At 68.7% G+C, this 19,147-nt stretch carries 16 protein-coding genes and 2 tRNA genes; 10 read left to right on the top strand and 8 right to left on the bottom strand.

Annotated elements, in window-relative coordinates; genetic code table 11:
* Positions 1–19 precede the first annotated feature (19 nt).
* From AB0G15_RS39250 to AB0G15_RS39240, 3 genes are all read right to left on the bottom strand, one after another.
* Positions 20–1,693, bottom strand: coding sequence for a SpoIIE family protein phosphatase (locus tag AB0G15_RS39250; RefSeq protein ID WP_362850343.1), 1,674 nt, complete (start codon positions 1,691–1,693; stop codon positions 20–22).
* Positions 1,694–1,737: 44 nt separating this feature from the next.
* The gene (locus AB0G15_RS39245) at positions 1,738–3,324 is read right to left on the bottom strand and encodes an NAD(P)/FAD-dependent oxidoreductase (protein WP_362686795.1); all 1,587 of its coding nucleotides are present in this window, start codon (positions 3,322–3,324) and stop codon (positions 1,738–1,740) included.
* A gap of 104 nt (positions 3,325–3,428) precedes the next feature.
* Positions 3,429–4,046, bottom strand: a complete 618-nt coding sequence (locus AB0G15_RS39240) for a TetR family transcriptional regulator (RefSeq protein ID WP_362850341.1) — start codon at positions 4,044–4,046, stop codon at positions 3,429–3,431.
* Between the two features lie 86 nt (positions 4,047–4,132).
* On the opposite strand from AB0G15_RS39240, the gene AB0G15_RS39235 reads away from it, so the two are divergent.
* Positions 4,133–5,443 carry an NAD(P)/FAD-dependent oxidoreductase gene (locus tag AB0G15_RS39235; RefSeq protein WP_362850339.1) on the top strand — a complete coding sequence of 437 codons (1,311 nt, stop codon included), beginning with the start codon at positions 4,133–4,135 and terminating at the stop codon, positions 5,441–5,443.
* Positions 5,444–5,608: 165 nt separating this feature from the next.
* On the opposite strand, the gene AB0G15_RS39230 is transcribed toward AB0G15_RS39235, so the two are convergent.
* Both AB0G15_RS39230 and AB0G15_RS39225 read right to left on the bottom strand, forming a co-directional pair.
* A complete protein-coding gene (locus AB0G15_RS39230) occupies positions 5,609–6,019 on the bottom strand; it encodes a VOC family protein (protein ID WP_362850337.1) in 411 nt (136 codons plus the stop codon).
* A 79-nt stretch (positions 6,020–6,098) separates the two neighbouring features.
* Positions 6,099–6,491 (bottom strand): AraC family transcriptional regulator, encoded by a 393-nt coding sequence (locus AB0G15_RS39225; RefSeq protein ID WP_362850335.1) that lies wholly within the window; start codon positions 6,489–6,491, stop codon positions 6,099–6,101.
* Between the two features lie 343 nt (positions 6,492–6,834).
* Here AB0G15_RS39225 and AB0G15_RS39220 point away from each other — a divergent pair, with 343 nt between their 5' ends.
* Complete coding sequence (locus AB0G15_RS39220; protein ID WP_362850333.1) at positions 6,835–7,008, top strand: hypothetical protein; 174 nt, start codon at positions 6,835–6,837, stop codon at positions 7,006–7,008.
* Positions 7,009–7,304: 296 nt separating this feature from the next.
* Here AB0G15_RS39220 and AB0G15_RS39215 read toward each other — a convergent pair whose 3' ends face one another.
* Positions 7,305–7,529, bottom strand: a complete 225-nt coding sequence (locus tag AB0G15_RS39215) for a hypothetical protein (protein WP_362850332.1) — start codon at positions 7,527–7,529, stop codon at positions 7,305–7,307.
* A 781-nt stretch (positions 7,530–8,310) separates the two neighbouring features.
* On the opposite strand from AB0G15_RS39215, the gene AB0G15_RS39210 reads away from it, so the two are divergent.
* Positions 8,311–8,781: a tyrosine-type recombinase/integrase gene (locus tag AB0G15_RS39210; RefSeq protein WP_362850330.1), complete on the top strand. Its 471-nt coding sequence runs from the start codon at positions 8,311–8,313 to the stop codon at positions 8,779–8,781.
* Between the two features lie 55 nt (positions 8,782–8,836).
* Here the strand turns inward: AB0G15_RS39210 and AB0G15_RS39205 are convergent.
* Positions 8,837–8,907: transfer RNA gene (locus AB0G15_RS39205), tRNA-Gly, on the bottom strand.
* An 89-nt stretch (positions 8,908–8,996) separates the two neighbouring features.
* Between AB0G15_RS39205 and AB0G15_RS39200 the strand changes: the two genes are divergently transcribed.
* A tRNA-Pro gene (locus AB0G15_RS39200) sits at positions 8,997–9,070 on the top strand.
* A gap of 272 nt (positions 9,071–9,342) precedes the next feature.
* Here the strand turns inward: AB0G15_RS39200 and AB0G15_RS39195 are convergent.
* Positions 9,343–9,852 carry an ATP-binding protein gene (locus AB0G15_RS39195; protein WP_362850328.1) on the bottom strand — a complete coding sequence of 170 codons (510 nt, stop codon included), beginning with the start codon at positions 9,850–9,852 and terminating at the stop codon, positions 9,343–9,345.
* A gap of 243 nt (positions 9,853–10,095) precedes the next feature.
* Here AB0G15_RS39195 and AB0G15_RS39190 point away from each other — a divergent pair, with 243 nt between their 5' ends.
* The 6 genes from AB0G15_RS39190 (at position 10,096) to AB0G15_RS39165 (ending at position 18,701) form a co-directional block, all read left to right on the top strand.
* Complete coding sequence (locus tag AB0G15_RS39190) at positions 10,096–10,962, top strand: helix-turn-helix transcriptional regulator (protein WP_362850326.1); 867 nt, start codon at positions 10,096–10,098, stop codon at positions 10,960–10,962.
* 209 nt (positions 10,963–11,171) lie between these two features.
* The gene (gene tig, locus AB0G15_RS39185; protein ID WP_362686771.1) at positions 11,172–12,557 is read left to right on the top strand and encodes a trigger factor; all 1,386 of its coding nucleotides are present in this window, start codon (positions 11,172–11,174) and stop codon (positions 12,555–12,557) included.
* Between the two features lie 569 nt (positions 12,558–13,126).
* Positions 13,127–13,720, top strand: coding sequence for an ATP-dependent Clp protease proteolytic subunit (locus tag AB0G15_RS39180; RefSeq protein WP_344749077.1), 594 nt, complete (start codon positions 13,127–13,129; stop codon positions 13,718–13,720).
* Positions 13,721–13,731: 11 nt separating this feature from the next.
* Complete coding sequence (locus AB0G15_RS39175) at positions 13,732–14,376, top strand: ATP-dependent Clp protease proteolytic subunit (protein ID WP_326642780.1); 645 nt, start codon at positions 13,732–13,734, stop codon at positions 14,374–14,376.
* Between the two features lie 192 nt (positions 14,377–14,568).
* On the top strand, positions 14,569–15,849 hold the full coding sequence (clpX, locus tag AB0G15_RS39170; protein WP_329084422.1) for an ATP-dependent Clp protease ATP-binding subunit ClpX: 1,281 nt from the start codon (positions 14,569–14,571) through the stop codon (positions 15,847–15,849).
* Positions 15,850–16,115: 266 nt separating this feature from the next.
* On the top strand, positions 16,116–18,701 hold the full coding sequence (locus AB0G15_RS39165; RefSeq protein WP_362850324.1) for a valine--tRNA ligase: 2,586 nt from the start codon (positions 16,116–16,118) through the stop codon (positions 18,699–18,701).
* Positions 18,702–19,147 lie beyond the last annotated feature (446 nt).

Below are 19,147 nucleotides of genomic sequence, written 5' to 3'. Positions count from 1 at the left end.
CCCGTGCGGGGCCGCCGGGCTAGGGCAGCCGCTGCTCGACCCAGACGATCTTGCCCTTCGGGGTGAGGCGGGACCCCCAGCGGTGGGCGAGCCAGTTGATGAGATGCAGGCCGCGGCCGGTGTCGCTGGTGGTGGACGCCTCCCGCATGACCGGCTCGGACGCGGAGCTGTCGGACACCTCGCAGACCAGCGTGGGCCCGCGCAGCAGCCGCAGCTCGACCTCGCCCTGACCGTGCTCGACCGCGTTGGCGACCAGCTCGCTGACCATGAGCTCGGTGTTGTCGCAGAGCGAGGACAGCTCCCACTTGCCGAGCGTGTCCCGGACGAAACGGCGGGCCTGGGAGGCGGAGCGGCGGTCGGAGGGCAGAGACGTCTCGACGAACTCGTTCTCCGTCAGCTCCGACACCCTGGCCAGCAGGAGGGCGATGTCGTCACGCTCGTGCCCGGGCCGCTGGGCCCTGATCGTGAGGTCGCAGACCTCCTCCAGATCGTGGTCGGGGCCGGAGAGCAGGCCGCGCAGCGCGCCGATCCCCTCCTCGATGTCCCGGTCGCGGCTCTCCACCAGGCCGTCGGTGTAGAAGGCGAGCACGGTCCCGCCGGGAAGTGTGAACTCCCGCATCTCGGCCGGCTCGTTGCCGATGCCCAGGGGGAGCCCCGGCGGCAGCTCCAGCAGCTCGGTCTCGCCGCCGGGCCGCACCAGGATCGGCGGCACGTGCCCGGCGCAGGCCATCGCGCACCGCCGGGTGACCGGATCGTAGGTGGCGTACACGCACGTGGCGATCTGGCTGGCGTCCAGGTCCTGGCTCATCAGGTTGAGCCGGAACAGCACGTCGGCCGGGCTCAGGTCCAGGCTGGCCAGCGTGCGCGCGGCCGTGCGGAGCTGGCCCATGGTGGCGGCGGCCCTGATGCCGTGCCCCATCACGTCGCCGACGACGAGGGCGACCCGGCAGCCGGGCAGCGGGATCACGTCGTACCAGTCGCCGCCCACACCGACCAGGTCGCTGGCCGGCAGGTAGCGGGAGGCGATCGTCAGGCCCAGCGGCTGGGAGAGGTCGACGGGCAGCAGGCTGCTCTGCAGGGTGAGCGCGGTGCGGCGCTCGCGGTTGTAGAGCCGCGCGTTGTCGAGGCAGACGCCGGTCCTGGCCGCCAGCTCCTCGGCCAGGTTGACGTCCTGCTCGTCGAAGGGCTGGCTGGTCGGCCTGCGGGTGAAGATGACGAAGCCCAGCACCCGGCCGCGCGCCTTGAGCGGGACCACCAGGAACGAGCTGTCCTCCAGCACCTTCGACACCGAGTCGCGCTTCCAGAACCGCCCGATCTCCTCGGCGGTCCTGCGTCCCAGGCGGGGGTAGAGGATCGGGTTGCCGGTGGCCATGCACCGGGCGTAGGGGGTCCAGGCCTCGTAGACGGCCACCTCGTCCACGGGGAACGCCTTGGCGTACTCGTCGGGGGAGGGGTCGGCCACGCCGACCGCGATCCGCCGCACCAGCGCCGAGCCGTCGGTGGTCTCCTGGGGGAACTCCCCCTCGGTCACCAGCCGGTCCTGGACGAGGATGCCCGCCGCGTCCGCGAAGCGCGGCACGGCGACGTCCATCAGCTCCCTGCCGGTCTCGAACATGTCCAGCGTGCTGCCGATGCGCTTGCTGGCGGCGTTGAGCAGGGACAGCTGCTCGTGCATGGATGCGGGACTGCCCATCCTGAACCCTGGCGTCGCTGGATTCTTGGTGACGAAACGGGACTTCACTCGCTCCACCGGGGTGCGGGAACCGGCGTCCACCAGGTTTCCAGTTCGAGGTCTTCTGCGATGGCGTTGGCGCCGTTGTATCCGGGCGCCGCGGAGACCGAGCCGCCCGGGTGGCTGCTGGCGCCGCAGAGGTAGAGGCCGTCGACGGGGGTGCGGTACTGGCCCATCTCGGGGACCGGCCGGTTGCCGCCCAGCTGGGACGGCTCGTAGGCCCCCACGTGGTGGCTGCCGCGCACCATGTTGACGCAGTGCCGCTCGATGTCGAGCGGTGTGAAGACCCGTTTCCCCAGGACGGCGCCGCCGGCCAGGTTGGGGGCGTACTCGGCCCACTCGGCGAGCAGCCGCTCCCCGACCTCCTCGCGCCGCGCGTCCCAGCTCGCCGGGTCGCCGCCGAGGTCGTACGGGGCCCACGGCCACCAGAACGCCACGTGTTTACCGTCCGGCGCGTACGAGGGGTCGAACAGCGAGGGGCACGCGCCGTTGCCGGCCAGCCGGTCGGGCAGCCGTCCCTGGTGGATCTGGTCGAAGGTACGGCCGAGCTGCTCGCTGTCGTCGGCGCCGAGCACCACGAGGAAGGCCCGGTCCACGTCGGGCTCGAACTCGGCGGCCCGGTAGCGCGGCGCCTCGTCGAGCGCCAGGTGGAGGGTGACGAGACTGTGCCCGGCCCACTTGTAGCCCTCGACCTTGGCCGCGATCTCCGCGCCGAAGTTCTCCGGGCCCGCCAGCCGCACGGTCTGCGGGGCGTCCACCGCGCTGGCCACGAACCGGCGGGCGGTGAGCACGTCGCCGGTGGCGAGCCGCACCCCGGTGGCCCGCCCGTCGTCGACCAGGATCCGCTCGACGTGGGCGCCGGTGACCACGGTGCCGCCGTGCTCCTCGACGACGGCGCGCAGCGCGCTCGCGACGTTGCCCGCGCCGCCCACGGGCACCCCGAGCCTGGCGATGCGCGACAGCAGCCGGGGGAAGAAACCGCCGGTGCCGGGCACGTTCTCGATGGAGATCGCGTGCAGGAAGGACTTGAACAGCACCCTGACCTGGTCGCTCTCGAAGTTCCTGTCGACGGCCTCGTACAGCGACAGCGGCATGTAGCTCATCATGTCGCGGCCGAGGTCGCCCCCGACGCGCTCGGCGAGCACCGGCGGCGGCAGCGGCCTGGAGTACAGGAAGCCGTTCATCAGGCCCCTGGCGGCCTCGGCGTAGCGCTCGTACAGCTCCAGCCAGCGCGCGGCGTCGGCCTTGGAGAACCGGGCGAAGGACTCGGCGGTGCGCTTGGGGTCGGTGTAGACCGTGATCGCCCGGCCGTCCCTGAAGACCGTGGCGTGCTGGGTCTCGGGGTAGATGTAGCGCAGACCGTAACGCTGGAGCTCCAGATCGGCGGGGACCGGGCCCTCCTCCAGGAAGTGGTAGCTGCTGTGGGTGTTGTGCCGGAACCCGGGCAGCGTGAGTTCCTGGGTGCTGCAACCGCCGCCCGCGACGTCGTTGCGCTCGACGACCGCGACCGACAACCCCGCCTTCGCGAGGTAGGCGGCACACGTGAGGCCGTTATGGCCCCCGCCCACGATGACGCCGTCGAACTCCGCCACTTTCCCTCCAAGGGGCACTCTGACTGCTGGTATGGAGGATTGTAAAGAATGATCTATATACGAACCTCGTGTTTAACAGAGATTTGTAGATATTTCCAGACGAACTAGGACTTCGCGGTGCCGAGATGGCCGAGCAACCGCGCCAATTGCTCCCCGTACCGCTCCCCGAACTCCTCGGACGCCGGGTCCTGCCCGCAGAGCGCGCGGACCAGCTGGGGGAAGATCGCCCCGGCGCCGGCCGCGGCGAAGAGCATCAGGAGCAGGCAGGCGGGGTCCAGGTCGTCGGGGAACTCCCCCTCCGCCTGCCGCCTGCGCAGGTCCTCGACGTCGCTCCGCATCTGCTTGATCAGCGAGGAGTCCTCCTCGCCGTCGTCCTGCAGCCCGCCCCAGATGAGGATCCTGGTGAGGTCGCGCTCGCGCACGGTCCCGGTGACGTAGCCGCGCATCAGCTCGGGCAGCGACGGCGGCGGTGACGTCCCGGCGAAGGCGCTCTCCTTGCTCTGCCACTCCGCCGTGAGCGCCTTGAGCAGCCCTTCCTTCCCGCCGAAGTAATAGGAGATGAGCTGCTTGTTCACCCCGGCCCTGGCGGCTATCTCGCTCACCCTCGTCCCGGCGAATCCCTTGGCGGAGAACTCCGCCTTGGCCGCCTCGACGATGCGCCTCCTGGTGCGCTCGGGATCGCGCCTGCGCTCGGCGGGGGCGCGGCGAGGGGTTTTGTCCATGCCTCACGGTAACACCGGCCAACCAACGGGATGAATCTATCATCTGCCTGGTTGATAATTTCATCCATATGGATGATAGTGGCGTCATGACGAATTCGAGAGTTGCCGTCGTCGGAGGCGGGATCGGCGGCCTCTGCCTGGCGCAGGGGCTGCGCGGCGCGGGTGTCGACGTGACGGTCTACGAGCGCGACCGCACCCCCTCCGACCGGCTCCAGGGCTATCGCGTTCACATCGACCCCGACGGCTCCCGGGCCCTGCGCGACTGCCTGCCGCCCGAGCTGTGGGAGGCGTTCCTGGCGACCTCCGGCCGTGACGCCCAGGACTTCCGCTTCCTCAGCCACCGGATGAGGCCGCTGCTGACCCTGGAGAGCCGGCCCGTGGCCGACCCGGTGGACGCCCACCACTCGGTCAGCCGGATCACCCTGCGGCAGGTCCTGCTGTCCGGGCTCGACGGGCCCTCCGGCGTCGTCCGGTTCGGCAAGACCTTCGAGAGCTACACTCGCGACCCCGGCGGCACCATCACCCTGCGCTTCGCCGACGGCACCACCGAGACCGCCGGCATCGTGGTCGCCGCCGACGGCGGCAACTCCCGCGTCAGGCACCAATACCTGCCGCACGCGCGGCGCGTCGACACCGGCATCATCACGCTCGCGGGCAAGTTCCCGCTCACCGCCGCCACCCGGGCCCTGGTCGATCCCGCCCTGTACGAGGCCGTCAACATGATCATCCCGCCGAGGGGCCTCGGCATGTTCACCGCGCCGCACGACCTCGGAGGCGCCGGAAACGCCGGAAACGCCGGAAACGCAGGAAGCACGGTCCTGCCGTCGGGGATCGGAAGGACCGAACGGGAGGGCGCCCTGTTCGACAACACCGCCGGCTACGTCATGTGGGCCTTCGGCGCCGCGACCGGCCGCTTTCCCGGCGACCTCGCCGCGATGGACGGTGAGCGGCTCAGGGACACCGTGGCCCGGATGATCACCGGCTGGCACCCGGACCTGCGCACGCTGGTCACCACCTCCGACCCCGCCACCGTCTCGCTGCTGCCGATCCGCACCTCGGTGCCGATCGGCCCCTGGCCCGCCACGAACATCACCCTGCTCGGCGACGCGATCCACAGCATGACCCCGATGCGGGGCATCGGCGCCAACGTCGCCCTGCGCGACGCCCGGTCACTCTGCCGGGCCCTCACCGGCGCCCTCGGCGGCGGAGGCGACCCCGTCGCGGCCATCGCCGCCTACGAGGCGGAGATGCGCGAGTACGGTTTCGCGGCCGTGCGCGACTCCCTCAGGGCGGCCCGGCAGTTCGTGGACGAGAACCCGGTGGCCCGGGCCGGCTTCAGGACCTTCCTGCGCACCGCCCAGCGTCTCCCGGCCCTGAGGCACAGGGCCTTCTCGTGAGACGGGACGGCCTTCGCCCGGCCCGTCCCGCCCCCGTTCACACCGCGTCCTGCCCGCGGCCGCCCCGCGCCCGCGGGCAGGCCGCCACCACCGGCCAGGCCCGGCCGGTCACGCCGGTGCCGGCCGCGCTGACGGCCGAACCGGCGAACCCCGCCGGTCACGGGGCTAGGCCTTCAGCTGGGTGAAGCGGAGGCGGTTGCCGAAGGGGTCGCGGAGGCCGCAGTCGATTCCGTACGGGCGCTCGGTGGGCTCCTCGGTGAACTCGACGCCCCGGCCCCGCAGCGTCTCGTACGTCTTGTGGCAGTCGTCGGTGCTGAAGATGAGCTGCCCGCCCATCGCGCCCTTGGTCACCAGCTCGCGAACCTGCTGCGCGGTCTCCGCGGACATCATCGGGCCCCCCGGCTTCTCCAGCAGGATCTGGCGCTCCGGGTGGCCGGGGACGCTGACGGTCAGCCAGCGCATGAAGCCCATGTCGACGTCGGCGTTGACCTCCAGGTCGAGCTTGCCGACATAGAAGTCGAGGGCCTCGTCCTGGTCGAGGACGTATATCTGCGAGTGCGTGATGGCGTTGAACATGCGAATCACGCTACTGGGCGGGCCGGAGGGAAACTTATCCGAAACTGCTGAGTTGGGAGGGCGCGGGCAGGGCGGGCGGTCAGCCGTTCGGCCGCGTCCACGCCATCGTGAAGCACGTCGGCACGCCCACGGCCGTCGCCTCCTTGCGGTACGTCCTCGGCGACCGGCCGACGATGTCGCGGAACGTGCGGCTGAAGGTTCCCGGGCTGCCGAAGCCGACCTGGTAACAGATGTCCGTCACGCTGCGGTCGGTGTCCCGCAGCAGGGACATCGCGCGCTCGACCCGGCGGCGCTGCAGGTAGCGGTGCGGCGTCTCGCCGAACGTGGCCCGGAAGGTGCGCGTGAAGTGCGCCTCCGACACATGGGCGATCCGGGCCAGGGCCGGAACGTCCAGCGGCTGCGCGTAGGCGCGGTCCATCGCGTCCCGTGCCCGGAGCATGCGGCGGTTGGTCTCTTCGACGGCGCGGCTCACGACGCCATCACACCACGGTTTCCCGCCGCCCATGACGGCTCCGGCGCCCGATCCGCCCGGCCGGCGCATCGGGCGGATCCCCGCCTGACCGGGGGCGGAGCGCCGGGACATCCGGAATTCCCGCGGATCCGGGACAGGGGAGCGAGATCGAACAGCGCGCCGGCGCGGGCGGACGGGCGGCCGCGGAAGCCGGTACGGAGCCGGGACGACCCATCGGGCGCGCCGACGCTGTCCTGCTCGTTCGTCAGGCTCGTCGCCACGGCCTTGGCAGCGATCTTCAGCGACACGCCCGACCCCACCGGGGACGTCCCGCCGTCCGGCGCGCGATCGAGAAGGGACTCTCATGGAGACCGTGACACACGACCCGACCGAGGGCGTCCACGCCGCAACCGGCGACTGCGTGCACGCGATCGAGGTGCGTGACGCCGAGCGCCTGCCGTCCGTCGCCGGGACGATGGGGCTCGATCCCGCGGGAGTCCCCGGAGCGACGCTCGCGGAGCAGCTCGAACTCATCTGATCGAACCTCCGGGCCGTTCTCGCCTCCGCCGGTATGACCGTCGACAACATCGTCCTGCGGGACGCAACACCTTGGCATCGGAGGGCGGGACGGGTCCCGGAGAGCCGATGTCCCGTTTCGGGCCCTTCTCCGCTCGGGCGGAGTCCACCTGCCGGCACGCGGGCAGGAACGTGACCAGGTCATCGCGCGGGCGCTGGGGAAGGCATTCAAGGAAGCCCGCGAAAACGGATCCCAAAAACCATCGGGCACGCAGCGAGGCCCCGGTTCCCCGGTCGTACCGGCACGCGAGTGGCACGTCACCTACGACTCTTGATCGCTGCCTCAATACGTAGCCCGATTCCGACGGTCGCGAAGATGAGCGCTCCAAGGAGGGCGTTGGTTGTGAGCTCTTCTTCGATGATGAAGCCGAGGATGGGAACCGCTGCGCTCAGGACAAGGGTTGCGTTCCCCCACCCGTCCACTGATTCGGTGTCGTCAGTTGCCTTCTCCTGACGTGCGGCAGGATCTTCTTGTTCACTCATGCGCTGAGCCTCCCATCGGTGTGTGAGGCCGACAAAGGGATAGGCCATGCGTACGCACGCCCCTTCTCGCCGGATCTTCCCGTCCGCCTCGTCCCACCCCGGAGGGGCGACAGCCCGGGGACGGAGGGTCAAGGCCGTCTTCGCGTGTACGCCGGCCGGTAGACGTTCCTCGGCCATGGAATGCCGGCGGTCACAGACGGCCTGATCCGGAGGAGTCGAGATGTCGGGCTTGCCGGGGACGTGGCAGACGGGAAGATCAGGCCCACCCCAACCACTTACACCCTTCGATCGTCCCGGAGCCGAGGCCCCCGCCGGAGGCAGCTCTTGGCAGGACATGTCGGCAGGCAACACGATCAGAGCATGCTCACATGGATGTTCGCGCCGCTCGCGCTCGCAACCGTGTTCTGGAATCTTGAGCAGAGAGCACGTAGGCGCCGGCCCGAGACACCGTACGGGCTATTCGGCCTGTTCGGCTGGGCTGCAATGCTCAGCGCGCATGTCTTTGCCGTCATGGGGGTCGGGGAACCCTGGCCGAGATGGCCTACCAGGCGTTCCTGAGTGGGTTCGCAGGTGGCGGTGCGGCTCCGCTGCGGCGGGTTGGATGGGTACGACGGGTGCCGGGCGCGGCGGGCGGCCCGATTCCCGCCGCCGTTCGGGACCGGCGCCCACGCCGCACGCCCGGACGGCGAGCGGTGGGCGGTGGGAAGGCCGTGCGGCGCCGCGCCGCGCCGCCGCCTTGACGAGGGCGTTGTGCGGGTCGTCGGCGCCCTGGCCGAACTCGATGGTGGCAAGCTCCTTCGCGACACGCCCAAGCCGCGAGCGGGTCGCCGGGTGGTTCTCCGTCCCCGAAGAGACCATTCCGGAGCCGTGGGCGCACCTGGACGAGTTCGCGGAGCAGGGGGAGAACGGGCACGTCTTCATCGGGCCGAAGGGTGGATTGCCGCGGCGTTCGGGATTCCGCCGGATCTGGAACAAGGTCCTCAAGGATGTCGGGCTCCCCGCCCTCCGCTTCCACGACCTCCGGCACGTTGGTAACACTTTGGCTGCGGCCGACGGAGCGAGCCTCAAAGAGCTGATGTCCCGCATGGGGCACGCCTCCGCGCGGGCGGCGCTCATCTACCAGCACGCGAGCCGAGACCGGGACAAAGTCATCGCTGCGGCCCTGGGCAAGGCGCTGGCGGTGGCACAGGAAAAAGAAAAAAAGAAAGTTAGTGGCACGCAGGTGGCACGGAAGCTCGATACGAGCGTGTGAAATCCAAAAGGCCAGGTCAACCATATGCTGGTTGACCTGGCCTTTTGCCATTCTGAGCGGACGACGGGAATCGAACCCGCGTAGCCAGTTTGGAAGACTGGGGCTCTACCATTGAGCTACGTCCGCGCGAGCCGGCGTCAGTCTGGTCTAGACTTCATCCGTTCGTCAGGGCGTAAGCGTACCGGAGTTCCGGAGCATGCGCGCACTCGACGTACCGGGGTGTGGCGCAGTTTGGTAGCGCACCTGCTTTGGGAGCAGGGGGCCGCAGGTTCAAATCCTGTCACCCCGACGTATGCCGGGCATCGGTTCCGACCGATGCCCGGTTCTTCGTGTCCGGGGTCAAGAGCTCTCCGCCGCCCGGGACGCACGGGCGACGCCGCGCGGGCCGGCGCGGAGTGGGAGCCGAGATGCGCCGTACGCGCCGATCCTGTCCTGCCGTACGCGGCCGATCCTCGCTGTACGCGACCGGCCCCGCCGTGCCGGGAACGCGGGCGGCGGAGGCCGAGAAGGATCGGGGACCGGGCGGTGGCAACCGGGGAACCTCAGGGACGCCGGGGAAAATCAGGGACGGGGGCTGAAGAAGGCCCAGACGGCCTTGCCGCCGCAGTTGAGGTGGTCCCAGCCCCACCCCTGGCTGTAGGTCTCCACGATGTAGAGGCCTCGGCCGTTCTCCGAGACGAAGTCGGGCTCCTTGGGGGTCGGGACCTCGTCGCTCGGGTCCGTCACGGCCAGGAGCACATGGGGGGAGAGGTGCACCAGGACGAGCGTGATCGGAGTGATCTCCGTCTGGGTGGGCGGACACAGCGCGTAACGGACCGCATTGGTGACGAGTTCCGAAACCACTAGCGCTGCGTCATCGCTGAGCTCCGCCAGTCCCCAGTCGTGGAGCGTCGAGCGTGTCACGTCCCGGGCGGTCTTCACCGAGTCGGCCTGGCTGGGCAGGGGGCACGCGGTCGCGCCGGAGTGGTTGGCCCCCAGTAGCTCGTCAAAGCCCACCTGGCGGGTCGCCTGCAGGTAGTCGGCAGCCGATTTTGGCTCCTCCACCATCCTGCCGGTACCTCCCGCTGTCATCGTGAGTCTCCGTACCACTTGAGAGTTTTCAGAGCTTGTGCACCATAAGCCCAATATGCACTAAGCCATCATGGGTCACCGGAACGTCTGCTGCAAGACCCAAATGCACGTGCAGTTGCAGTGTGCAGCCGCATGGGCGGTTAAGGCGGCGACTTGGCGAATCGGGCAGGGAGTTGAGACCTTGTCATAGCGGCCGGAAGTAGTGACACTGTGTGCGCTGGCCCAAGTACAGAGGGAGGCGAAGTGACGCAGGTTCAACCGGGATCGGGTCCCACAGCTCTGCGTATCCTCTTAGGCTCCCAACTGCGTCGCCTGCGCGAGGCCAAGGGGCTCTCGCGCGAGGAGGCGGGCCATCTGATCCGCGGATCCGAATCCAAGATCAGCAGGATGGAGCTCGGCCGGGTAGGCCTGAGGGAACGCGACGTGGCGGATCTGCTCACCTTCTACGGGGTGGAGGACGAGCAGGCCCGGTCTGCGGTCATGGACCTGCTGCTGCGGGCCAACGAGCCCGGCTGGTGGCACCGCTTCAACGACCTGCTGCCCTCGTGGTTCCAGACGTACGTCGGCCTCGAGGAGGCGGCCTCCCGGATCCGCACCTACGAGGTGCAGTTCGTGCCCGGCCTCCTGCAGACGAAGGAGTACGCCAGGGCGGTCATCACCGCGGGGAGCGCCGGCATCGCGCCCGAGGAGATCGCCCGCCGCGTCGACCTGCGGATGCAGCGCCAGCAGGTGCTCGGGCGGCCCGACGGCCCGTTCTTCTGGGCCGTCATCGACGAGGCCGCGCTACGGCGTCCCATCGGCGGCGCGGACGTCATGCGAGCCCAGCTGGAGCACCTGCTCGACCTCATGCGGCAGCCGAACATCACCATCCAGGTCATGCCCTTCAGTTTCGGCGGCCACAGCGCGGAGGGCGGGGCCTTCAGCGTGCTCCGCTTCAACGACCACGAGCTCCCCGACGTCGTCTACGTCGAGCAACTGGCCAGCGCCCTCTACCTGGACAAGCGTGAGGACGTCGACCGCTACAGCGAGGTCATGGAGCGGTTGTGCGCGGTCAGCACCACGCCAGGGGAGACGAATGACATCCTGAGGCGGATCATCAAGGAGGACTGAGCGGCCATTGGTCGCTCGATGGTGTCGCTCTGCCCTAGACTGGCCAGCGGCGCTGAACACCCGCCGCTGTGGAGCATGCCCTGATCTCGCGTGTCTCGACGGCTGTGCCAGGTGCCGCTCATGTGGGCGCGGCGCGCGAGCTTGCCGCGGTAGCCGTTACGACTTGACGCGCCCGCGATCACTCAAAGCTTGATCAAGGAGACGACCCCGTGAAGACCGCTGTGGAGGAGCTCAGCCCGACCCGGGTGAGGCTTACCGTCGAGGTGCCGTTCGAGGAGCTCGGCGAGAGCCTGCAGGCGGCGTACAAGAAGGTCGCGCAGCAGGTGCGCGTCCCCGGGTTCCGCCCCGGCAAGGTCCCGGCCCGCATCATCGAGCAGCGGTTCGGCCGCGCCGTGGTGCTGGAGGAGACCCTCAACGACGCGGTGCCCAAGCTGTACGGCCGGGCCGTCGACGAGAGCGAGATCTTCCCGGTCAGCCAGCCGGAGATCGAGGTCACCAAGATCGAGGACGGCCAGCAGGTCGAGTTCACCGCCGAGGTGGACGTCCGCCCCGGCTTCGACGTCCCCGACTACCAGGGCATCGAGGTGACCGTCCCGGTCTCCGAGGTCTCCGACAAGGACATCGACGACCAGCTGGACGGCCTGCGCCAGCGCTTCGCCACCCTGACCGGCGTCGAGCGCCCCGCGGCCTCCGGCGACTTCGTCGTCATGGACCTGGCCGCCGCGATCGACGGCGTCAACATCGAGGAGCAGCAGGCCAACGACGTCTCCTACGAGGTCGGCGCCGGCTCGGTGCTGCAGGGCCTGGACGACGCCCTGGTCGGCCTGTCCGCGGGTGAGACCAAGGAGTTCACCACCAACCTGGTCGGCGGCGAGAACGCCGGCGAGGAGGCCGTGGTCACCATCACCGTCAAGAGCGTCAAGGAGAAGGTCCTCCCCGAGCTGGACGACGAGTTCGCCCAGCTCGCCAGCGAGTTCGACACCCTTGACGAGCTCAAGGCGAGCATCAGCGAGACGGCCCGCCGCAACAAGCTGATCGACCAGGTCGTCCAGGCCCGCGAGAACGCCCTCGACGCCCTGCTCGACAAGATCGACATCCCGCTGCCCGAGAGCGCGCTGAAGGCCGAGGTCGACAACCGCAAGCACAACCTCGAGCACCAGATCGCCGACAGTGGCCTGAGCAAGGAGGCGTACTTCCGCCTCTACCAGACCACCGAGGAGGAGCGCCTCGCGGAGTTCGACGAGAGCGCCGCCAAGGCCCTCAAGACGGGCTTCGTCCTTGACAAGATCGTCAAGAGCGAGGACCTCGGCGTCAGCGAGCAGGAGCTGACCAATTTCGTGGTGCGCCGCGCCATGCAGATGAACGTCGCGCCCAACACGCTGGCCCAGCACCTGGCCGACAACGACCAGCTCACGCTGGCCATGGTCGAGATCGTCCGTGACAAGGCCAAGAGCGTCATCGGCGACGCCGCCAAGGTGGTCGACGAGGCCGGCAACGAGGTCGACCTCAAGGCCATCTACACCGAGATCAACGGCGAGGAGGCCTCGGACACCGACGAGGCCGCCCAGGCCGACGAGGTCGAGGCCGCCAAGTAGTCCCGGCCGAGTGGAGGCACCGGGCCCGCCCGGCGCCTCCACCGCCCGACGCCCCCGCCGCGTTCCGCGCGACGGGGGCGTCTTCGTCTGACGGGTGGTGTGCGGGAGTGCCCCTGTCGTCTTCCGCGTGGCGCGTGCCCTCGGTCTCCGGGTGCCGAGCGTGCCGCAGAGCGGCGCCTGAGGGCCCCGGCCTCCCCATCCGTCCTTCCGTCCCACGAGGCGCCTCACGGGCTCCTGAGTCCTCTGAGCGCCGTCGGCCCCTCTCCCGGGGGCGGCGGCGCCCTGCCGCTCTCCTCCGCGGCCCCCTTTTCCACCCCTCGGCGGCCGCGACACGCCGTACGGGCTCTGGCCTCGGAGCCTTCACCGGGGTGCACGGCGGGGGTTCCGGACATGGTGGGAAGGCGGCGGGCAGCATGCGCCGTCAGCGAACAGTGCGTTGAGGAGGCATGTCCGGTAGGTGGCGCGCGTTAAGGTCACAAGCAAAGCCAATCGATTACGACGCATCGGAAGGTGACGCTGTGACCAGCCCGCCGACCTTCTACCAGCCGACCGGCTCCGGGCCCGAGTCGATGAGCCAGCCGAACGGCTCGTTCAGGCTCGAAGACCAGCTCTACCAGCGGCTGCTGCGTGAGCGCATCATCGTGCTGGGCACCCAGGTCAACGACGAGATCGCCAACCGGATCTGCGCCGAGCTGCTCCTGCTCGCCGCGGACGACTCGGAACGCGATATCTGGCTCTACATCAACTCGCCAGGCGGTTCCGTAACCGCTGGTATGGCGATTTACGACATGATGGAATATGTCCCTAACGATGTGTGCACCGTCGCGATGGGTCTGGCCGCTTCCATGGGCCAGTTCCTCCTCTGCGCCGGCGAGCGGGGCAAGCGATACGCCCTGCCGCACGCCCGCATCATGATGCACCAGCCTTCCGGTGGCATCGGCGGCACCGCCGCCGACATCGCCATCCAGGCGGAGCAGATGCTCTACGTCAAGAAGACCCTCGCCGAGCGCATCGCGTTCCACACCGGTCAGAACATCGAGCAGATCGAGGCCGACTCCGACCGGGACCGCTGGTTCACGGCCGAGGAGGCCAAGAACTACGGCTTCATCGACCAGGTCGTGCGCAGCGCTCGACAGGTGCCCTCCACGGGCGCCGTCTCCTGAAGGGGCACAAGGTGAGTGAGTTGATCCGGCCGGGAGACATCAACGGCCGCTACGTTCTTCCGTCCTTCACCGAGCGCACGTCCTACGGCATGCGGGAGATGAACCCGTACGCCAAGCTCTTCGAGGACCGCATCATCTTCCTCGGCGTGCAGGTGGACGACGCGTCGGCCAACGACGTCATGGCGCAGTTGCTGACTCTGGAGTCACTCGACCCCGACCGCGACATCAGCATCTACATCAACTCGCCGGGCGGTTCTTTCACCGCCATGACGGCGATCTACGACACGATGCAGTTCGTCCGGCCGGAGATCCAGACGGTCTGCCTGGGCCAGGCGGCCTCGGCGGCGGCGGTCCTGCTGGCCGGCGGCACGCCCGGCAAGCGCTTCGCCCTGCCGAACGCCCGCATGCTGATCCACCAGCCGTCCACCGAGGGCGGCGGCCAGGGAAGCGACATCGAGATCCAGGCGCGCGAGATCCTCAGGATGCGCGCGCAGATGGAGACGATCATCGCTCAGCACTCGGGCAGGGCACCGGAGGCGGTCCGCAAGGACATCGAGCGGGACAAGATCCTTGACGCCGTCGAGGCCAAGGAGTACGGACTGATCGACGACATCATTCCGTCCCGCAAGAAACTCGCGAAGGCCGTAGCCTCCTAACGAGGCATATCGCACCGGAACCGTGCCGAATCAGGCACGTTCCGGTGCGACTCGCCGCTAGGGGGCTCACTGAGGGCTCAGAAGACGGTAACGTCGAAACCTAAGCGGGATGACTTTTCGATCGGGTATCGGGCCGGTCGGAAGAAACGGACCGCGGCAGCCAGGGCGGTCCCACGCAAAGGAGTATCTGGGGTGGCACGCATCGGCGACGGGGGAGACCTGCTGAAGTGCTCTTTCTGTGGAAAGAGCCAGAAGCAAGTCAAGAAGCTCATCGCCGGACCCGGCGTATACATCTGCGACGAGTGCATCGACCTCTGCAACGAGATCATCGAGGAGGAGCTCAGCGAGTCCTCTGAGCTCAAATGGGACAGCCTTCCCAAGCCGAGGGAGATCTACGAATTCCTCGACGCCTACGTCATCGGTCAGGACCAGGCGAAGAAGGCTCTCTCCGTGGCGGTCTACAACCACTACAAGCGGGTGCAGTCCGGCGAGCGCGGACGTGACGACGGCATCGAGCTGTCCAAGTCCAACATCCTGCTCCTGGGCCCCACCGGTTCCGGCAAGACACTGCTCGCCCAGACGTTGGCGAAGATGCTGAACGTTCCGTTCGCCATCGCCGACGCCACCGCCCTGACGGAGGCGGGCTACGTGGGTGAGGACGTCGAGAACATACTGCTCAAGCTGATCCAGGCCGCCGACTACGACGTCAAGAAGGCCGAGACCGGCATCATCTACATCGACGAGGTCGACAAGATCGCCCGTAAGAGCGAGAACCCGTCGATCACCAGGGACGTCTCCGGCGAGGGCGTGCAGCAGGCCCTGCTGAAGATCCTGGAGGGCACGACCGCGAGCGTGCCGCCGCAGGGCGGCCGCAAGCACCCGCACCAGGAGTTCATCCAGATCGACACCACCAACGTGCTGTTCATCTGCGGTGGGGCCTTCGCCGGTCTCGAGAAGATCATCGAGTCCCGGGTCGGCCGCAAGGGCATCGGTTTCAACGCGATCATCCGCTCCAAGGAAGACATCGACGGCGCCGACATCTTCGAGAACGTCATGCCCGAGGACCTGCTGAAGTTCGGCATGATCCCCGAGTTCGTCGGCCGGCTCCCGGTCATCACGAGCGTGCACAACCTCGACCGTGAGGCGCTCATCCAGATCCTCACCGAGCCGCGCAACGCCCTCGTCAAGCAGTACCGCCGTCTGTTCGAGCTGGACAACGTCGAACTCGAGTTCACCGACGACGCGCTGGAGGCCATCGCCGACCAGGCGATCCTGCGCGGCACCGGCGCCCGCGGCCTGCGGGCGATCCTGGAGGAGGTCCTCCTCTCGGTGATGTACGAGGTGCCGTCGCGGCAGGACGTGGCACGTGTGGTCATCACCCGCGAGTCGGTTCTGGAGCACGTCAACCCCACGCTCGTCCCGCGCGACCAGCTCAACAAGCAGCAGCGGCCGCCGCGCGAGAAGTCGGCCTAGAAAGCCCGCGCGAACCCCTCCTGGTTCGCACGATCGGCGCCCCCCGCGGGTTCTCCCGCGGGGGGCGCCGCCGTTTTCGGCTGTCCGGTTCCTGCCGGTGGCGTACTCGCGGCCGGCGGGTGTCCTCGCCGCCCTTCGTCCGGCGTCCACGGGTGTTCGTCGAGGGGGGAGCATCTCGCCGACCGGGGGAAGCCACGGGGAGAACACGGGGAGAAGCGGCCCGTATGGCGGTCCGTGGGACGGGGAGCACGCGGACATCCCTAGACTTGGGCATCGTGACGACGCCAGAGCTGCCTACCCAGTACGCACCCGCCGACGTGGAGACCCGGAGCTACGAGCGCTGGGTATCGGAGGGACACTTCACCGCCGACCCGAGCAGCGAGCGCGAGCCGTACAGCATCGTCCTGCCTCCGCCGAACGTGACCGGTGTCCTGCACATCGGCCACGCCCTCGACCACTCCATCCAGGACGCGCTGACCCGCCGCGCCCGCATGCGAGGCCAGGAGACGCTCTGGCTGCCCGGCATGGACCACGCCGGCATCGCCACCCAGAACGTCGTCGAGCGGGAGATCGCCAAGGACGGCCTGTCCCGGCACGACCTCGGCCGTGAGGCGTTCGTCGAGCGTGTCTGGCAGTGGAAGGAGGAGTCCGGAGGCCGGATCCTCGGCCAGATGAAGAAGCTCGGCGACGGTGTCGACTGGTCGCGGGAGCGCTTCACCATGGACCCGGGCCTCTCCCGGGCCGTCCAGACGATCTTCAAGAAGCTCTTCGACGACGGGCTCATCTACCGCGCCGAGCGCATCATCAACTGGTGCCCGCGCTGCCTGACCGCGCTGTCGGACATTGAGGTCGAGCACAGCGAGGACGAGGGTGAGCTCGTCTCGATCCGCTACGGCGACGGCGACGACTCCATCGTGGTCGCGACCACCCGGGCCGAGACGATGCTCGGCGACACCGCCGTGGCCGTGCACCCCTCCGACGAGCGCTACGCGCACCTGATCGGCCGCGAGGTGGAGTTGCCGCTCACCGGGCGCCGCATCCCGATCGTCGCCGACGAGCACGTCGACCCCTCCTTCGGCACCGGGGCGGTCAAGGTCACCCCGGCGCACGATCCGAACGACTTCGAGATCGGGCGGCGCCACTCGTTGCCGTCCATGACGATCATGGATGAGCGGGGAGTGGTCACCGCGCACGGCCCGTTCCAGGGTCTCGACCGCTTCGAGGCCAGGCCCGCGGTGGTGGCCGCGCTCCGCGCGGAGGGCCGGATCGTCGCGGAGAAGCGGCCCTACCTCCACTCGGTCGGGCACTGCTCGCGCTGCAAGACCGTGGTCGAGCCCCGGCTCTCGCTCCAGTGGTTCGTCAACGTCTCCCCCCTGGCGAAGGCGGCGGGCGACGCGGTCCGCGACGGCCGGACGAAGATCCACCCGCCGGAGCTGGCCAAGCGCTACTTCGACTGGGTCGACGACATGCACGACTGGTGCATCTCCCGGCAGCTGTGGTGGGGACACCGCATCCCGGTCTGGTACGGGCCCGACGGAGAGGTCGTCTGCGTCGGTCCCGACGAGCAGGCGCCCGAGGGCTACGTCCAGGACCCCGACGTCCTCGACACCTGGTTCTCCTCCGGGCTCTGGCCGTTCTCCACCCTCGGCTGGCCGGACAAGACGCCGGAGCTGGCCAAGTTCTACCCGACCTCCGTCCTGGTGACCGGCTACGACATCCTGTTCTTCTGGGTGGCCCGGATGATGATGTTCGGCATCTACGCCATGGACGGTGAACCGCCGTTCAAGACCGTGGCGCTGCACGGCATGGTCCGCGACCAGTACGGCAAGAAGATGTCGAAGTCGTTCGGCAACGTCGTCGACCCGCTCGACTGGATCGAGCGCTTCGGTGCCGACGCCACCCGCTTCACGCTGCTGCGCGGCGCCAACCCCGGCTCCGATGTGGCGATCAGCGAGGAATGGGCCGGAGGCTCACGCAACTTCTGCAACAAGATCTGGAACGCCACCCGCTTCGCGCTGATGAACGGCGCCGTGACAGGCGAGCTCCCCACCGAGGAGCTGACCGCCGCGGACCGCTGGATCCTCTCCCGGCTCCAGGAGATCGTCGCGTCGGTGGACACCGCGTTCGAAAGCTTCGAGTTCGCCAAGATCTCGGACCTGCTCTACCACTTCGCCTGGGACGAGGTCTGCGACTGGTACGTGGAACTCGCCAAGATCCAGATCGCTTCCGGGCAGGAACACACCCGGCTCGTGCTGGGACACGTCTTCGACTCGCTGCTTCGCCTGCTCCACCCTCTGGTGCCTTTCGTCACCGAGGAACTGTGGCGTGCGGTCACCGGGCGCGAGTCGATCGTGGTCGCCCCCTGGCCGACGGTCGATGAGTCGCTGCGTGACCCCTCGGCGGAGGAGGAGATCCTCGCCATGCAGGGGCTGATCACCGAGGTGCGCAGGTTCCGTTCCGACCAGGGCCTCAAGCCGGGCCAGCGGGTCGCCGCACGGCTCTCGCTCGCCGGTACGGCACTCGCCTCCCACGAAGGGGCGATCCGGTCGTTGCTCCGGCTCGACCAGCCGTCCGAGTCGTTCGCCGCGACCGCCAGCCTTGACGTGGGCGGCATCGCCGTGGAGATCGACACGGCCGGGACGATCGACGTGGCCGCCGAGCGCAAACGCCTGGAGAAGGATCTCGCGATGGCGCGCAAGGAGGCGGCCCAGGTCGCGGCCAAGCTCGGCAACGAGCAGTTCATGGCCAAGGCGCCCGACGACGTGGTGACCAAGGTGCGCTCCCGGGCGGCACAGGCTGACCAGGACATCGAACGGTTGCTCGCCCAGCTGGCGTCGCTGCCGGCCGGCTGACTTCCGGTGGTGCGAGCCCTTCTGGTGGTGCGAGCCCGCGACAGGGCCTTGCCCTGATGGTCGTGAGATGGGCCTTGCCCCGACAAGCCGTGAGGCGGGCGGGGACTTTGCCCTCACAGGCAGGAGCCGGTCTGAGCACCGGGTGAAGGACGGCTCCGGACCGGTAGCCGCTTTGACGAGAACCCAGGGTCTCTTGACCCTGGGTTCTCGTGTTTGAGGGCTGGCGTCCCAGGGAAGACCTAGTTCTTACCGGGAAGTTGGCCATCACAGCCCTGAGGGACTGCTAGAGTTCTTCATGCAGGGCAGCGTCCTGCACCCCCTTCCAAAAATCCCGGCAAATCGGGCGTGTCTGCACGATTGGACAACGACCGGATGTTGGAGTAAGTTAGAGGGGTTGCCCTGGAAACGGGGCAGTCGCAATCCTAGCGGGTTCGGCGGGATCGAGT

This window comes from Streptosporangium sp. NPDC023825 (genome assembly GCF_040639575.1).
Taxonomy (GTDB): Bacteria; Actinomycetota; Actinomycetes; order Streptosporangiales; family Streptosporangiaceae; genus Streptosporangium.
This window is presented reverse-complemented; position numbering and strand designations above follow the sequence as displayed.

Bases quoted from the DNA above. Each gene is read 5' to 3' on its own strand.
- AB0G15_RS39235 (WP_362850339.1), top strand. From the start codon at position 4,133: ATGACGAATTCGAGAGTTGCCGTCGTCGGAGGCGGGATCGGCGGCCTC.
- AB0G15_RS39210 (WP_362850330.1), top strand. From the start codon at position 8,311: ATGGTGGCAAGCTCCTTCGCGACACGCCCAAGCCGCGAGCGGGTCGCC.
- AB0G15_RS39230 (WP_362850337.1), bottom strand. From the start codon at position 6,019: ATGTTCAACGCCATCACGCACTCGCAGATATACGTCCTCGACCAGGAC.
- AB0G15_RS39180 (WP_344749077.1), top strand. From the start codon at position 13,127: ATGAGCCAGCCGAACGGCTCGTTCAGGCTCGAAGACCAGCTCTACCAG.
- AB0G15_RS39220 (WP_362850333.1), top strand. From the start codon at position 6,835: ATGGAGACCGTGACACACGACCCGACCGAGGGCGTCCACGCCGCAACC.
- AB0G15_RS39240 (WP_362850341.1), bottom strand. From the start codon at position 4,046: ATGGACAAAACCCCTCGCCGCGCCCCCGCCGAGCGCAGGCGCGATCCC.
- AB0G15_RS39250 (WP_362850343.1), bottom strand. From the start codon at position 1,693: ATGGGCAGTCCCGCATCCATGCACGAGCAGCTGTCCCTGCTCAACGCC.
- AB0G15_RS39215 (WP_362850332.1), bottom strand. From the start codon at position 7,529: ATGAGTGAACAAGAAGATCCTGCCGCACGTCAGGAGAAGGCAACTGAC.
- AB0G15_RS39195 (WP_362850328.1), bottom strand. From the start codon at position 9,852: ATGACAGCGGGAGGTACCGGCAGGATGGTGGAGGAGCCAAAATCGGCT.